The sequence below is a fragment of the Caldanaerovirga acetigignens genome, from assembly GCF_900142995.1.
Classification (GTDB): domain Bacteria; phylum Bacillota; class Thermosediminibacteria; order Thermosediminibacterales; family Thermosediminibacteraceae; genus Fervidicola; species Fervidicola acetigignens.
On sequence record NZ_FRCR01000002.1, the window covers coordinates 141684 to 155876 of the forward strand.

Below are 14193 nucleotides of genomic sequence, written 5' to 3' on the forward strand. Positions count from 1 at the left end.
AGCGTGATAATAGTTATGCGAAAAGACGCCACCGAGGAGAGCATTCAAAAAGTATGCAAGGTTGTGGAGGATGCGGGACTTGGGGTTCACATTTCCAGGGGGACTGATGTGATAATTGTAGGGGTTATAGGGGATCGGCGCAAACTTGCCGATAAACCCATAGAGTTGATGGAAGGGGTGGAAAAGATTGTCCCGATAATGGAACCGTACAAACTCGCAAGCCGCACCTTCCACCCCGAGCCGACTATAGTAAAGATTGGGGATACTGAAATAGGCGGCGAAGAGTTCGTAATAATGGCAGGTCCCTGTGCCGTAGAGAATAAAGAACAGCTTTTTGAGACGGCAGAGATAGTGAAAAAGTGCGGTGCTAAAGTACTAAGAGGTGGGGCATTTAAGCCAAGAACTTCACCTTATTCCTTTCAGGGGCTGGGGGAGGAAGGTTTAAAAATCCTTGCCGAAGCGCGGGAAAGGACAGGGTTAGCTGTAGTGACTGAAGTAGTAAGTCCCGAAGATGTGAGCAAGGTTGCCCAATACGCCGATATTCTCCAGATAGGGGCAAGAAATATGCAAAATTTCGAGCTTTTGAAGGCTGCAGGGAGATCAGGAAAACCAGTGCTTTTAAAAAGGGGAATGGCATCTACAATTGAAGAATGGCTGAATGCCGCCGAATATGTCATGAACGAAGGCAACTTTCAAGTGATTCTCTGCGAAAGGGGAATTCGGACTTTCGAGCAAAAGACAAGAAATACCCTGGATCTTAGTGCAGTAGCTGTAATAAAGCACTTGAGCCACCTCCCTGTCATAGTTGATCCCAGCCATAGTACTGGAAACTGGCGGTGGGTTGCGCCTATGAGCAGAGCAGCTTTGGCCGCTGGAGCCGATGGCCTTATAATAGAAGTCCATCCCGATCCGGAAAGGGCACTGTCGGATGGGCCCCAGTCATTAAAGCCAGAAAAATTCGCTGAGCTGTGCGAGGACCTTAGGAAAATAGCACCTATCGTAGGGAGGAGGCTCTAGTGAATATAGAAAAGGCGGCAGTGGTTGGGCTGGGAGTAATCGGAGGGTCGCTGGCCAAGGCGTTGAATGCAGCCGGGGTCGAGGTTATGGGAATAGATATGGATGACAAGACTCTATTGAAGGCAAGAAAAGATGGCGTAATTTCTCCTGACAGCTTCAATATCAATTGTGACGATGAGAAGCAGTTGGAATTGCTTAAAAAAGCGGACGTGGTATTTCTTGCTTTACCTGTCATGGAAATTGTACCCGTTGCCAAAAAAATCTCGCCCTTTTTCAAAAAGGGTGCCATTGTGACGGACACGGGCAGCACGAAGAGATTTCTTTTAAATTCTCTCAGTTTTGAGCTAACAAAAGGGGTTAAATTCATAGGGGGACACCCAATGGCAGGTTCGGAAAAAAGCGGCTATGAACATAGCAGGAAAGACCTTTTTCAAAACGCTCCTTATATATTGACCCCTGCCCCGGGAAGCAGCGAGGAATCTATAGACGTTTTAAAAAAAATCGTATCGAAGATTGGCGCCATCCCTTATGTGATAACAGCCGAGGAACACGACAGGATAATAGCCGCCTTGAGCCACTTGCCCCAGGTGGTAGCTACTAGCCTGGCGGCGACGGTAGGTGAACTTGAAGAAGGTGGAGAATGGTTGAAGCTAGCCGGGAGAGGATTTAAAGACACGACAAGGATAGCCGCGTCGTCGTTTAAGATGTGGAGGGATGTTTTTATCACCAACGGCGATGAAATTATAAAAGTTATTCGCCTCTTCGAAAAAAAGCTAAGAGAACTTGCCGAGGCCATTGAGTCTAAAGATGAAGGTCGCATAAGGAAGATATTCTGTGAAGCAAAAAAGTGCATAGAGAGGGGTGGAATTTGTGGACGTGGTCATAGAAGGGAAAATGAGGATTAGAGGGGAAGTTACACCGCCACCTGACAAATCCATTTCCCACAGGAGTGTTATGATAGGTGCGATTGCCGAAGGTACCACCGAAATAATGCGCTTTTTATTCGCTGACGACTGCTTGAGGACTGTTGACTGTTTTCGAAAAATGGGAATAGAAATTGAATTTATGGGTCACGATACTGTGATTGTGAAGGGGAAGGGTTTGAGAGGGCTGAGAAAACCAGAAGGAGAACTTTATGCCGGCAATTCGGGCACTACGATGAGACTTCTTTTGGGTATTCTCGCCGGCCAGGATTTTGAAGCGGTATTAAGCGGTGACGAATCACTTTCTCGAAGGCCGATGGGGAGAGTTGTAGAACCTCTCAGGATGATGGGGGCTCGCATCGAAGGAAGAGATGGAGGTAAGTTTGCGCCGCTCACCATAAAGGGTGGGTGCCTAAAAGGGATTTATTACGAACTTCCTGTAGCCAGTGCCCAGGTCAAGTCCGCTTTGCTGTTGGCTGGACTATATGCCGAAGGGGAGACGGTGATTTTGGAAAGGCAAAGGACCCGCGACCATACGGAGATAATGCTGAAGGAATTCGGCGCTGAGATTTCTTTAGAAGATGGCCTTTTGAGGGTAACCTCCGTTGATAAGCTCTATGCCCGAAGGATTGTGGTTCCAGGGGATATTTCTTCAGCAGCGTTTTTTATGGTGGCCGCAGCGATAAGCGAAAATTCAGAGCTTCTTGTAAAGGATGTGGGCCTAAATCCTACCAGAACCGGAATTATAGATGTGCTGCGGGAAATGGGGTGTTCGATTTCAGTTGAAGGTGAGAAGATAAAAAATGGAGAAAAGGTAGGGAATATTCTGGTCAGGGGAGGAGGCCTTCGCGGTACCGTTATAGATGGGAAAATCGTGCCGAGGCTCATAGACGAGATTCCCGCAATAGCCGTGGCCTGTGCCTTTGCCGAAGGGCAGAGCATTATAAAAGATGCGGGAGAATTAAGAGTAAAGGAGAGCGATAGGATAAAGTCAATAGCTTGGAATTTAAAAAGACTTGGGGCTGAAGTAGAAGAGCTTGAAGACGGACTTTTGATAACAGGAGGAAGGCAGCTTAAGCCCTGCGATTTGGAAAGTTTTGGCGACCACAGGATTGCGATGGCTATGGCTGTGGCGGCTTTGTCTGTTCCAGGGCGGTCCAGGATAAGAAATGCCGAATGTGTCAATATTTCCTTTCCGGGCTTTTTTGATACCTTGAAGAATATAAGCGAACCTATTTAAAAGGAGGGCTTCCTATGCAGGGAAAAGGGCTTCCGGAATTGGCTGTGATAGGCTGGCCTCTTAAAAAGACCTTTTCGCCTATAATTCAAAATGCTGCTCTCAAAAGTTCAGGCATCGAATGGAAATATGAGGCGATACCTGTTCCGCCTGATGAAGTTGATAAGTTCTTTTTAAAGGCTTCAAAGGAAATGAGAGGGTTTAATGTAACTATGCCCCATAAGCCTAGGGCTTATGAACTTTGCGATGAAAGGGACAATTTTGCAGATGTTTGTGGAGCCGTAAACACTGTGGTATTTAGGCAGATTAAAGGAAAGATAAAAATTTTCGGCTACAACACCGATGGCCTGGGCCTGATGAGGGCTCTTAGCGAAAGGAAAAAGAAAACTATAAGTTCGGCATTGTTTTTAGGGGCTGGAGGGGCGGCTGCTGGAGGGATTGCGGCCCTTCTGGCCAGTGGTACAGGTCAAATCTATATAGCAAACAGGACCCTGGGAAAAGCTGAAGACCTTGCTGAAAGTTTTCGCAGAAATTTCAAGGCATCAAAAATAGCGGCAATCGAGCTAAAAGGCGAACATATTCTCGAGGTGTTAAAGGAAGTCGAACTCGTGGTAAACTGCATACCAGACGAAGGGGCAGCTTCATTGGAAGATGTCTTAACAGAAGATGGAAAGGGCAAGATTTTTTGCGACTTTTCCTATGGAGAAAAACCGGGCAAGCTCTATTTGAGGGCTGAAAAATTGGGATACAGGATGATAAGCGGTGTGGAAATATTGGTTTGGCAAGGTGCGTATGCCTTTGAGATTTTCACAGGGGTCGAGTGCCCTGTGGAAAGCATGAAAAATGCACTGAAAGAAGAAATAGGAAGTTGGTGGTTGGGATGTTGAGGTTTTTAACTGCAGGGGAGTCCCACGGCTGGGGGATAGCAGCCGTATTGGACGGAATGCCAGCAGGCATAGAAGTGAGCCAAGAGGAGCTTTCAGTCGAACTTTCACGGAGGCGAAGAGGGTACGGCAGGGGTGAAAGGGCAAACATAGAGAATGACCATGTTTTGATAGCCTCAGGGGTGAACGATGGGAAAACCACAGGGGCGCCGATATGCATCGTTATTCCTAACAAAGACTATGAGAATTGGAAAGGCAAATACGTGCCGATATATGCTCCGCGGCCCGGTCATGCGGATTTTGCTGGTATGGTAAAATATGGATTTAACGACTGCCGTCCGGTCGCCGAAAGGGCGAGCGCCAGGGAAACAGCCGCCAGGGTTGCTTGCGGGTATTTTGCCAAAAAACTCCTTGAGAAAGAAAACATAAAAGTGATGAGCTGGGTTGTGAGCATTGGAGGGATTTGGGCCCAACTTCCGCCATTAGAGGAAAGAATGAGCAAAGAAGAAATTCCAAAAAAGCTCTTTTACCTTGCCGAATGCTCCGAGGTACGCTGTCCGGACCTGGAAGCTACCGGGCGGATGAAAAAGCTTATCGACGAGGCGAGAGAAAAAGGTGATACTCTTGGGGGGATTTTTGAAGTGGCTGTTATCGGAGTACCGGTGGGTCTCGGAAGCTACGTCCAGTGGGATAGAAGGCTCGATGGGCGTTTGGCTGCGGCTGTGATGAGCATTCAGGGTGTTAAGGGAGTCGAATTTGGCGTGGGCTTTGAATTTTCGGAGATGATGGGGAGCCAAGCCCATGACCCCTTAAAATTGCCGAAAAGGCCATCGAATAGAGCGGGAGGAATCGAGGGCGGAGTCAGCAACGGTGAGATTATTTTCATGAGAGCTGCAATGAAGCCGATTCCTACGCTTAAGTCGCCTCTGCCGTCAGTAGATGTCAGGACCAAAAAAGAGTGCCAGGCATATATCGAGCGATCGGATGTCTGTGCTGTAGGCTCTGCTGCGGTAGTTGCGGAATCCATGGTAGCTCTGGTCGTTGCCGATGCGCTTTTAGAGATGAGGGGTGGCGACAGGTGGTAGACAAGAATATAGTGCTGTGCGGCCTTTCTGGCAGCGGGAAGACTACAGTGGGGAAAATTTTAGCAGAAAAACTCTCGCGGCTTTTCGTGGATACCGATCGGCTGCTTGAGGATTCAGAAGGAATGGATATTCCACGGATATTCGATATCTATGGGCAAGAAGGTTTCAGGGAAATGGAGACTGACGCTGTAAAGAAAGTTTCGAAGCTTAAAAACGCAGTGATATCTATTGGCGGGGGAGCGGTTATTAGGAAGGGGAACGTAAATTTTTTAAAAGAAAACGGCCTAATAGTTTTCCTGGATGCTTCCCCAGATGTACTTTTGTCACGCTTGGCGAGTGATAATTCAAGGCCGCTTTTGGCTTCGTCGAGTATGAAAGAAAAGAGAAAAAAGCTTTATTCGCTTTACAATGAAAGGTACGACCTCTACCGGCAAGCTGCTGACATTGTGGTTAATGCGGAAAATAGCCCCGAGGTGGTTGCGGGAAAAATACTTGAGGAACTTTACCGCCGTGGAATTAAAAAGAAGGATGCGGATGTAAAGGAAGAAAGCATATTTGTGAAGACATCATCCCGCGATTATTTCGTAAAAATAGGCTACAGGTTCTTTGAAAAGGCTTTGATCGAGTTTTTAAAAGACCAATCGGTTTCCAAAGCTGTGCTGGTGACGAATCCCATTTTGAATCAATTAGCGGGTAAAGACTTATTAAAGCAGGCAAAAGATGAAGGTTTGAATATGGAAGTAGTTTTAATAAGAGACGGAGAGGAAAATAAAAGCCCTGATACTCTGCTTAAAATTATTGATAAGTTTGCTTCTTTAAGCCTGGACAGGGAATCGGTAGTGGTGGCTGTCGGTGGAGGGGTAGTAGGGGATACTGCAGGCTTGGCTGCGGCCATTTACATGAGGGGAATAAGGTGGGTTTACGTGCCGACCACATTGCTCGCTCAAGTTGACGCGAGCATTGGCGGCAAAGTGGCGGTAAACCACGGGCAGCAAAAGAATCTGCTGGGGGCCTTTCACCAGCCGAGCCTTGTATTGACAGACGCGGGTTTTTTAGATGTACTTCCGGAAGAAATATATATCGATGGCCTGGCAGAAGTAGTTAAATCGTCGGTAATAGAAGGAGTTTATTTGTTTGATTTTCTTAAAGAAAATGCATCGAAAATAATCGCAAGAGACCCAAAAGTTGTACTTTGTGCTGTATCTTCGTGCATAAAAATGAAAAGCCGTATTGTGGAGCAAGACGAGCGCGACAGAGGGATGCGTATGCTGCTGAACTTAGGGCACACTTTCGGCCATGCCATAGAAGCAGCCTTGGGGTACCAAATAAGTCACGGAAAGGCGGTTTCGGTAGGGATGGTCCTAGAGGCTGAACTTTCGCAAAGGATGGGTCACGCTGATACATCGACAAAACAAAGGATTGAAAAGCTGCTTGAGTCTTTAGGCCTGCCTGTTTCGCTAAAAGAAATCGGACTTCATATAAAAATTAGCGACCTCCTAAAGTTCATGAGGTTCGACAAAAAAGCGATATATGGAAAGTACAGGTTTGCCCTGCCTTTCAAAATAGGAGACGTCAGAGTTGTAGAATGCTTGCCTGCAGAACTAGAAAGTCTGATAGAGGAGATGGAAGGTGATGCGAGATGAAAATTCTTGTTATCCACGGCCCGAATCTAAACCTTTTAGGAAACAGGGAAACCCATATCTACGGGAATATGACGCTTGAAGAAATAAATCGGCTGATTTTGGAGAGGGCATTGCAGAAGAATGCCACTGTAAAAATTGTACAGTATTCATCAGAAGGAGAGATTATAGACGAAATACACCGGGCTAGGAATTGGGCGGCTGGTATAGTAATAAATGCCGGTGCCTATACCCATTACAGTATTGCCATCAGGGATGCCCTTTGTGCTGTTTCCCTGCCGGCCGTAGAAGTGCATATCTCCAATACATTCAAGCGGGAAAAATTTCGGCATAAGTCGGTGATAAGCCCGGTGGTTGACGGCGTCATAGCAGGTTTGGGTTACCGCGGCTACCTTTACGCTATTGACTATCTGATAGAGCTCAATAAGATAAAAGCCGGCTAAGGGGGGTAAGATAAAAGTGAAAGTGAGGGGCATCCGAGGGGCAATTACGGTTGATTCAAATACGAAGGAAGAAGTCATAAGTGCGACGAAGAAACTCTTAAAGGAGATGATAGACAAAAACCAAGTGACAATAGACGATATATGTTTTATACTTTTTAGTGCGACTGAAGATATAGATGCGGCCTTCCCCGCCCAGGCGGCAAGAGAGCTGGGGATGGTGCATGTACCGCTACTTGATTTTTCCCAGATGAAAGTCAAAGGCGCTTTAAAAAACTGCATTCGAGCACTTATGGCTGTAAACACAGACAAAACTCAAGAGGAAATTAAACACATATACCTTAGAGAAGCAAGGATATTGAGGCCGGATGTGAGCTTCTTTTGACTTATGGTGAAAAAGAGAGGGAATTTCTAATGGAAAAGAACAAACCAGGCGTTTTATATCTTTGCCCGACTCCCATAGGAAATTTGGAGGATATAACGCTCAGGGCATTGAGGATATTAAAAGAAGCAGACTATATAGCGGCGGAGGATACGAGGGTGACGAAGAAGCTTCTCAATTATTACGGAATAAAGACGCCGCTTGTCAGCTACCGGGAACAAAACAAAGAGATTATGGGGAAAAAAATTGTGGAAGATATCCTGGAGGGAAAACGAGTGGCCCTTGTTTCGGATGCGGGAACGCCGGGAATTTCCGACCCGGGAGAGGACCTGGTAAAAAAGGCAGTAAATGCCGGCGTCCCGGTAGTACCGCTTCCGGGGCCCTCTGCTGTGATTTGCGCCATTTCGGCATCGGGCCTAAGCACTTCAAAGTTCGCATTCGAGGGCTTTCTCCCGCAAAAATCTGCAGAAAGGCGAAAGCAGCTTAAAAAGCTTCGGGACGAAAAAAGGACCATAGTGATTTATGAAGCGCCGCACCGACTTTTGAAGTCTCTTTCAGACATAAAAGACATTTTGGGCGAAAGGAAAATTACGGTAGCAAGGGAGATTACGAAGCTCCACGAGGAATTTTTCAGAGGAACCGTGAGCGAGGCCATAGAAAAATTCGGGGGTGCTAAGCCCAAAGGAGAGATTGTGTTGGTTATCGAAGGGGCAAAGTCTGGGACCGGAAGTACAGGGGAAGTGGATTTATGCGAAAAGGAGGACATAGATAAAATAATTCGACAAGAAGTGGAAAATAAAATTAAAAGTGGGATGGACAAAAAAGAAGCCATGAAAGCGGTGGCAAGGGAATTATCCATATCAAAAAGGAAGGTATACCAAGTTTTATTGGAAGAAAAAAATTATAACAGGTACAAGGAGTGTCCTTACGGTAAATAAGATTCCCCTGGAGGGTGCCTCGGGGCGTGAACCACCGTTATGCTACTCAAAATAACCTCGTATTCTATGATTTTATTATTGCTATTTATCTTTTTTCTGAATTCCGCCCTCGGCACCACTGCTGTGAATTCGTGGGGATCTTTTATATCGAGGTTTCTTTTCATCCTTATAATAAGCCCGGGAAGTATTAATTCCACTTCGTTCGATTGAATGGGTCGTTTTTTCTTTATCATCTTTTTAAAAATGGATTTTAAGTTTTCGACAAGGCCCTTTTTTGTCATTTTTGCCACCTGCCTTTTAACCTACTAGAACATATTAAATTTCTTGAGGCTGTGTTACATTTTGATGAAATTTTTCGAGCTTTCAAGGCGGCAAAAGGGCCTCGCCTGTATATATTACAACCCTAGGATATCTGCAATTTCTGTCATAGCCTTTAGTGATAGCTCTGCGAACTCTTCGAAAGGTATTCCCAAAAGTTCTATGGAGCGCATGGCATTCCTGTCCGCACCCGCTGCGAACCGCAATTCGCCCATCCTCTTTACTATTGACTTGACCTTTACGCTGGAGAGCTTTTTGTCGGGATAAACCAGGGCTACTGCGGTTATAAATCCGGTAATGGGGTCTGCGGCATATAGCGCGCGGTCGAATTTGTTTTCTATTTTTGTTCCGGTAGCCTGGTTATGGGCAAGTATGGCGTGATACATTTCCTCCGTGCCGAAGTTTAGACCCCTCAATATTTCGACAGCTTTTGGGCCATGAAGTTCGGGTTGGTTTCTGTAATCCACCAAATCTGCATCTAAATCGTGCAAAAGGCCAGCTATGCTCCATTCTTCAATTCTATCGGGTTCTAGCCTTTCTGCTAAGGCTCTCATAACTGCCTCCACCGCGAAGCTATGCTTTACAAGGTTTTCGGTATGTAAGTATTGATGAAGGATTTCGAGGGCTTTTTGCCTGTCCATTTCATCTCCTCCTTGTGGTATTCAAAGAAGTCCAATATTTTTAAGTAATTATACTATAAATTAACCTGTTTGTCACATTTTAAAAAAAATCATGTTGACTTTGATCCAAAATGGTGTAAAATATATTACAAAATAAAATATGCTCGAGGCTATGAGGGGGAAAAGTAGGAATGTAACCTGCGCCAAGAGAGGGGAACCCAGGGGCTGAGAGGTTTCCTGCGCAAGGGGTTCCGAAACCCGTCCCGGAGCCGAAGGCGATGAGCCTTGCCGGCAATCCCCGCCGTTAACCGAGGGAGGGTATAACCCCGTTTTATATCGGGGCGTACCTAGGATGAGTGGGCCGTGCGGCCAAAAAAGGTGGTACCGCGGAATAAGACCTTTCGCCCTTTATGGCGAAGGGTCTTTTGTTTTTAGATTTAAAATTGTATATTTAGGAGGTGTCCGTTTTGGGAAAAGTAGGATTTTTTGGGGCAGGATCAATGGCTGAAGCTCTGCTTAAAGGATTGCTCGGCGCTGGAGTCTTCAGGGCTGAAGATATTATAGTAATTAACAAACAAAACGACCAAAGGCTTGAGTATATTAGAAAGACTTACGATGTAAAGGTTACGAGGGATTATTCAGAAATTGCAGGGGAATGCTCGATTTTGATGTTGCTCGTAAAGCCGAAAGACGTGGGAGAAGTGATGGAAAGGATTAAGAGCCATTTAAATGAAAGACACCTCATCATATCCGTTGCAGCAGGCATAACCACTTCTTTTATAGAGAGTTTTTATTCTAAGGAATTGAAGGTTATAAGGGCTATGCCCAATATTTCTTGCCAAGTAAAAGAATCCGCCACGGCAATAGCAGCAGGCAGATATGCGGGGGGAAGAGACCTCAAAAAGGCTTCCGAAATCTTTTCCTCCGTGGGCAAGGTCTATTTTGTGGACGAAAAATGGCTCGATGCGGTGACAGCCCTTTCGGGCAGTGGACCCGCCTACGTTTACCTAATGATGGAAGCCTTGACCGAAGCTGGGGTAAGGGCAGGCCTGCCCGAGAAAGTATCGTATGAACTTGCTGTGCAGACTGTATTTGGAGCTGCTAAAATGGTGGTTGAAACGGGAGAAGAGCCTTTGACCTTGAGAAAGAAAGTTACATCTCCGGGTGGTACTACCATGGCGGGAATAGAAACCCTCGAAAAAATGGGTTTTGTAAATGCCATAGTGCAAGCGGTTAAAAGCGCCGCGCGAAGGTCGGTAGAAATGAGAAAGGAAAGTGGAGTCTCCGGAAATTCTTGACAATTATTTAAATTTTTTGTATCATAATGATGTAAAGCATAAAAAAAGAAGAGACTGTAGTCTCTTCTTTAATTTTTTTTCTCCTTTTTCAATTCCGAAAAGCATTCCTCACAGATGTTTTTACCCTTGAAAGTAATGATGTTTTCCGCACTGCCGCAGAATATGCAGCCGGGCTGGTATTTTTTAAGGATTATCCGATCGGTATCCACGTAAATTTCCAAGGCGTCCTTTTCGTTTATATCTAGTGTGCGCCTAAGTTCAATGGGTATGACTACTCGACCTAATTCGTCGACTTTTCTGACGACCCCCGTAGATTTCATGGGAAAATGCCCCCTCTTTTTTACTTTTTTCGACAAGGTTTCTTAAGTAGATAATACCAGAACTGCCAATAAAAGTCAACATGATACAAAAAAGTAGAAGTATTTTTAAAAAAGGAGTGACGAACTTGGAAAAATTGAATGAGACTCTGAAAACAGAATTTTCTATAGCAGCTTCGGCCTTAAAAAAGCGAATTGAAGAACGGCCCGACAGAGAAAGCTTGCGCAATCTGATTGAAAAAAGCGGTCTCGGGAGATTCAGGATAAGTCGAAAGATGACGAATGATGAGCTCAAGTCTTTGTCTGAAAAAGGCGGCATAGTAGGGGTGGACGGTTCCACCAACAATACTGCCGGTTCTTTCCCTTACGTAATAACTGTCCAGCAATCTCTGGCGAAGAGTACTACTGTTGAAGAAGAAATATATTGTTCCAGAGTTTTATGCCCTCTTTTCATGAAGGATGAGGTGGATGAGGCAGGATACCTCGAGCTTGTAAAGTCCAGCCTTGCAAGTTTGGAGGCAATGGCTGCCATCGAAGCTATAGAAAAGTTAAAACCTGCGGTAATCCTGGTAGATGGTTCTCTTGTTCGCCTGAAAATTGAAGCTAAAAATCTATGGGAGGATTTGAAAAAAGAGGCAATCGACAGAGAGATTTTGCTAGTTGGCGTGGTAGAAGGCATTACTACAAAGATTATAAGCAATGTTTTGAGGGAATTCCTGCCGGAGGCAGTGAGAGGAGCCTGTGATTGGGAATTGCTTTTCGGGGCGTTGGATGTAGGAGAGGGGCTGGAGGTTATACCGACCGGAATTAAGGAAGGATTTCGCACAGTGTTTATAAGAACGTCTATTGACCCAAAACCGATAGGTATCGACCTCCTGGAGGAGCAGTACGAATATATAAAACAGGTAGAAAACCTGATTTTTACCCTTACTCCTCGTGACAGTCGGGGAATACCTCTTTGGCTTGACCTGGTTGACAAAAAAGTAAAAATCAGCGATGCTCTTTTAGAGGGACTTTTAAAGATGTATTTGGGCGAAGATTTTTCTGAATTCCTAACTCCAAAAAGGGCAAAGCGGACCCCTTAAAAATTTAAAGACTTGACTGAACTAATCAAGTGAAAGGAGAAAGGGTTTTATGCAAGTGGTAGGCCTTACGACTCCTCAAGAAGTATTTGTTGCTTCTAAGGAGAGGAAATTCAGGATAAACGAGATTCTGGTAATAGACGACCCGCACCAAGGCCCGCTCATAGGCGAAGTGGTGGAAGCCAATTCTTACAACCGCTTCATTCCGCTTTCGATAAACCACGACTTTGTGGACGCCAGGGTGATTGAGTCCCTAGAGCGCCTGGGGTATTCTATTAGCGAAGACGAGATTAATATAGCGAGGGTAAAACTCAGAAACGAAGCGAACTTCCCGATAACCACGGGCGCAAAAGTGCATCTCCCGGAGTTTTCAGAAGTTAAAGACCTTCTTGTGAGGTCGACTCCGCAGGAGGGTCTCGCATTGGGAGAAATAAAAAATACTGAAGAGACGGCAGACACCATGGACGAAAATTTAAAGGGGCTCTTTTACGTATATACCAAGGGGGAAAAGAAAAAGACTAAAAACGTGCCGTTTTTGCTGGACTTGAAGTCTTTTCAGCAGTACCCCCACATAGGCATCTTCGGCGGTTCGGGTTCGGGCAAATCCTACGGGCTCAGGGTCATAATGGAGGAACTGATGCTGAAGGAAGTTCCGGCGATAATCTTAGACCCTCACTATGAGATGGATTTTTCGTCAAAAGAAGAAGATTTAAAAGGTGCTCCAGATTTTAAAAGCGCTTTTAAAAAGTTTCAGATAGGCGAGGATATAGGTGTCGAATTCCTTGCCCTCGGGAAAAGGGACCTTTTGGATCTGCTATCCGCGGTAAAACCCTTGACCGAAGCCATGAGCAGCGCCGTGGAAATCCTTCACCGCCGGGGAGACACTCTTTTGAGCTTTTCTTCGCGGTTGGAACTTTTAGCCGAAGCATTAGAATTGGGAAGGCTAAGGATAGAAAAGATGCTGCAGCAGGATATAGAACTCCAGGAAAGAGAAAAATATAAAAAAATGAAGGAGCTTTTGGAGGAGTACCCCAACATACCACTGGTGTCAGTGCAGGGCATCGCCTGGAGGCTGAGAAGACTTCAGGCTTCAGGACTTTTTAATCACAACATAAAACCGGTAAAAGAAGCCCTTTTGCAGGGGAAACTTGCTGTTATACAGGGGCCTATATGGCTGCTGCAGGTGTTTTCCACCTACCTTCTTGCCAACCTTTACCGGGCGCGTAGGGATTATAAAGATGGGGAGTTAAGGGGAAATGCCAGTGGCGAGTACTTTCCCCCTTTTGTTATAGCCACCGATGAAGCCCATAATTTCGCCCCCAAAGGGTATGACGCTCCGAGCAAGGGAATTATCACAGAAATAGCCCAGGAAGGCAGAAAATACGGCGTATTTTTGGTGCTGGCAACCCAGAGGCCTACGCTTCTCGATGAAACTGTGACCGCACAGCTCAACACCAAGATAATCTTCAGGACTGTCAGGGGGCACGACATAGCTACTATTACGGAAGAGACGGACATAGGGGCGGAAGAGGCAAAAAGGCTTCCGTACCTTCCTTCCGGCGATGCATTTGTCTCCTCGCCGCTTTTCGGCAGGACCGTGGCGATAAGAGTCAGGCTTCCCTACACGAAAAGTCCTCACACCTTAAACCCCTTTGAAGAAATAAAAAATTACAGGCAAAAGGCTCAGGATAGGCTGCTTGACCTGTTAGAGGTTCACCTGCCGATATACGAGACGAATCTATTGAAGGTGATTCAGGCCTTGAACGCAGAGGCGCCGGATTTGAAACTGGAAGTAAGAACCTTGAAGGAAAGCCTTGAAAACCTGGTGAAAAACGGAAAGCTAAAAAAGGAAGATACGCCTTTTGGGGCCATGTATTACGGGCAAACTTGACAATAAATTCCGGCCGTGGTATCATATAATGCAAAATAAAAAGGCTATGACGGGAAGAGTAGGTAGGGAGGAGGTACCAGAGAGCCGGGTGAGGTGGAAGCCGGCACCGAAGGCCCTGCCG

15 protein-coding genes and 1 other annotated feature (1 of these 16 cut by a window edge) are annotated in these 14193 nt (G+C 45.8%); of the genes, 12 read left to right on the forward strand and 3 right to left on the reverse strand.

The window, feature by feature from the left end:
- Positions 1 to 3: 3 nt before the first annotated feature.
- Genes aroF through rsmI form a run of 9 tightly spaced genes read left to right on the forward strand, consistent with a single transcriptional unit; the run spans position 4 to position 8546 of the window.
- Complete coding sequence (aroF, locus tag BUB66_RS02265) at positions 4 to 1017, forward strand: 3-deoxy-7-phosphoheptulonate synthase (RefSeq protein ID WP_073253998.1); 1014 nt, start codon at positions 4 to 6, stop codon at positions 1015 to 1017.
- The gene (locus BUB66_RS02270; RefSeq protein ID WP_084098605.1) at positions 1017 to 1922 is read left to right on the forward strand and encodes a prephenate dehydrogenase; all 906 of its coding nucleotides are present in this window, start codon (positions 1017 to 1019) and stop codon (positions 1920 to 1922) included. The genes aroF and BUB66_RS02270 overlap by 1 nt, the downstream gene beginning before the upstream one ends.
- Entirely contained in the window at positions 1888 to 3180 is a 1293-nt protein-coding gene (aroA, locus tag BUB66_RS02275) for a 3-phosphoshikimate 1-carboxyvinyltransferase (RefSeq protein ID WP_073254000.1), read from the forward strand. The genes BUB66_RS02270 and aroA overlap by 35 nt, the downstream gene beginning before the upstream one ends.
- Positions 3181 to 3194: 14 nt before the next feature.
- Positions 3195 to 4064 (forward strand): shikimate dehydrogenase, encoded by an 870-nt coding sequence (gene aroE / locus BUB66_RS02280; RefSeq protein WP_073254003.1) that lies wholly within the window; start codon positions 3195 to 3197, stop codon positions 4062 to 4064.
- Positions 4058 to 5146, forward strand: a complete 1089-nt coding sequence (aroC, locus tag BUB66_RS02285; RefSeq protein ID WP_073254006.1) for a chorismate synthase — start codon at positions 4058 to 4060, stop codon at positions 5144 to 5146. The genes aroE and aroC overlap by 7 nt, the downstream gene beginning before the upstream one ends.
- Positions 5140 to 6789 (forward strand): 3-dehydroquinate synthase, encoded by a 1650-nt coding sequence (gene aroB, locus BUB66_RS02290; protein ID WP_073254009.1) that lies wholly within the window; start codon positions 5140 to 5142, stop codon positions 6787 to 6789. Before aroC ends, aroB begins: the two co-directional genes overlap by 7 nt.
- Positions 6786 to 7229, forward strand: a complete 444-nt coding sequence (gene aroQ, locus BUB66_RS02295) for a type II 3-dehydroquinate dehydratase (RefSeq protein WP_073254012.1) — start codon at positions 6786 to 6788, stop codon at positions 7227 to 7229. The genes aroB and aroQ overlap by 4 nt, the downstream gene beginning before the upstream one ends.
- Before the next feature lie 16 nt (positions 7230 to 7245).
- Positions 7246 to 7611: a chorismate mutase gene (aroH, locus tag BUB66_RS02300; RefSeq protein ID WP_084098611.1), complete on the forward strand. Its 366-nt coding sequence runs from the start codon at positions 7246 to 7248 to the stop codon at positions 7609 to 7611.
- A gap of 29 nt (positions 7612 to 7640) precedes the next feature.
- Positions 7641 to 8546: a 16S rRNA (cytidine(1402)-2'-O)-methyltransferase gene (gene rsmI, locus BUB66_RS02305; protein WP_073254252.1), complete on the forward strand. Its 906-nt coding sequence runs from the start codon at positions 7641 to 7643 to the stop codon at positions 8544 to 8546.
- On the opposite strand, the gene BUB66_RS02310 is transcribed toward rsmI, so the two are convergent.
- Both BUB66_RS02310 and BUB66_RS02315 read right to left on the reverse strand, forming a co-directional pair.
- On the reverse strand, positions 8534 to 8827 hold the full coding sequence (locus BUB66_RS02310; RefSeq protein ID WP_073254014.1) for a hypothetical protein: 294 nt from the start codon (positions 8825 to 8827) through the stop codon (positions 8534 to 8536). The two genes, rsmI and BUB66_RS02310, sit on opposite strands and share 13 nt — an antisense overlap.
- A 114-nt stretch (positions 8828 to 8941) precedes the next feature.
- Positions 8942 to 9505 carry an HD domain-containing protein gene (locus BUB66_RS02315; RefSeq protein WP_073254017.1) on the reverse strand — a complete coding sequence of 188 codons (564 nt, stop codon included), beginning with the start codon at positions 9503 to 9505 and terminating at the stop codon, positions 8942 to 8944.
- Between the two features lie 446 nt (positions 9506 to 9951).
- Here BUB66_RS02315 and proC point away from each other — a divergent pair, with 446 nt between their 5' ends.
- Positions 9952 to 10782 carry a pyrroline-5-carboxylate reductase gene (gene proC / locus BUB66_RS02320; protein ID WP_425291861.1) on the forward strand — a complete coding sequence of 277 codons (831 nt, stop codon included), beginning with the start codon at positions 9952 to 9954 and terminating at the stop codon, positions 10780 to 10782.
- A 68-nt stretch (positions 10783 to 10850) separates the two neighbouring features.
- Here proC and BUB66_RS02325 read toward each other — a convergent pair whose 3' ends face one another.
- Complete coding sequence (locus BUB66_RS02325) at positions 10851 to 11102, reverse strand: AbrB/MazE/SpoVT family DNA-binding domain-containing protein (protein ID WP_073254020.1); 252 nt, start codon at positions 11100 to 11102, stop codon at positions 10851 to 10853.
- A gap of 116 nt (positions 11103 to 11218) precedes the next feature.
- Here BUB66_RS02325 and BUB66_RS02330 point away from each other — a divergent pair, with 116 nt between their 5' ends.
- Positions 11219 to 12184, forward strand: a complete 966-nt coding sequence (locus BUB66_RS02330) for a DNA double-strand break repair nuclease NurA (protein ID WP_244269715.1) — start codon at positions 11219 to 11221, stop codon at positions 12182 to 12184.
- Between the two features lie 49 nt (positions 12185 to 12233).
- Positions 12234 to 14072, forward strand: a complete 1839-nt coding sequence (locus BUB66_RS02335) for an ATP-binding protein (protein WP_073254026.1) — start codon at positions 12234 to 12236, stop codon at positions 14070 to 14072.
- A gap of 37 nt (positions 14073 to 14109) precedes the next feature.
- Positions 14110 to 14193, forward strand: a binding site (T-box leader) (it continues 122 nt past the right edge of the window).

What these genes read in the sequence shown, in the direction of transcription:
- aroQ (WP_073254012.1), top strand. Translation starts at nt 6,786, where the DNA reads ATGAAAATTCTTGTTATCCACGGCCCGAATCTAAACCTTTTAGGAAAC.
- BUB66_RS02310 (WP_073254014.1), bottom strand. Translation starts at nt 8,827, where the DNA reads ATGACAAAAAAGGGCCTTGTCGAAAACTTAAAATCCATTTTTAAAAAG.
- rsmI (WP_073254252.1), top strand. Translation starts at nt 7,641, where the DNA reads ATGGAAAAGAACAAACCAGGCGTTTTATATCTTTGCCCGACTCCCATA.
- BUB66_RS02325 (WP_073254020.1), bottom strand. Translation starts at nt 11,102, where the DNA reads ATGAAATCTACGGGGGTCGTCAGAAAAGTCGACGAATTAGGTCGAGTA.
- aroC (WP_073254006.1), top strand. Translation starts at nt 4,058, where the DNA reads ATGTTGAGGTTTTTAACTGCAGGGGAGTCCCACGGCTGGGGGATAGCA.
- BUB66_RS02335 (WP_073254026.1), top strand. Translation starts at nt 12,234, where the DNA reads ATGCAAGTGGTAGGCCTTACGACTCCTCAAGAAGTATTTGTTGCTTCT.
- BUB66_RS02315 (WP_073254017.1), bottom strand. Translation starts at nt 9,505, where the DNA reads ATGGACAGGCAAAAAGCCCTCGAAATCCTTCATCAATACTTACATACC.
- aroE (WP_073254003.1), top strand. Translation starts at nt 3,195, where the DNA reads ATGCAGGGAAAAGGGCTTCCGGAATTGGCTGTGATAGGCTGGCCTCTT.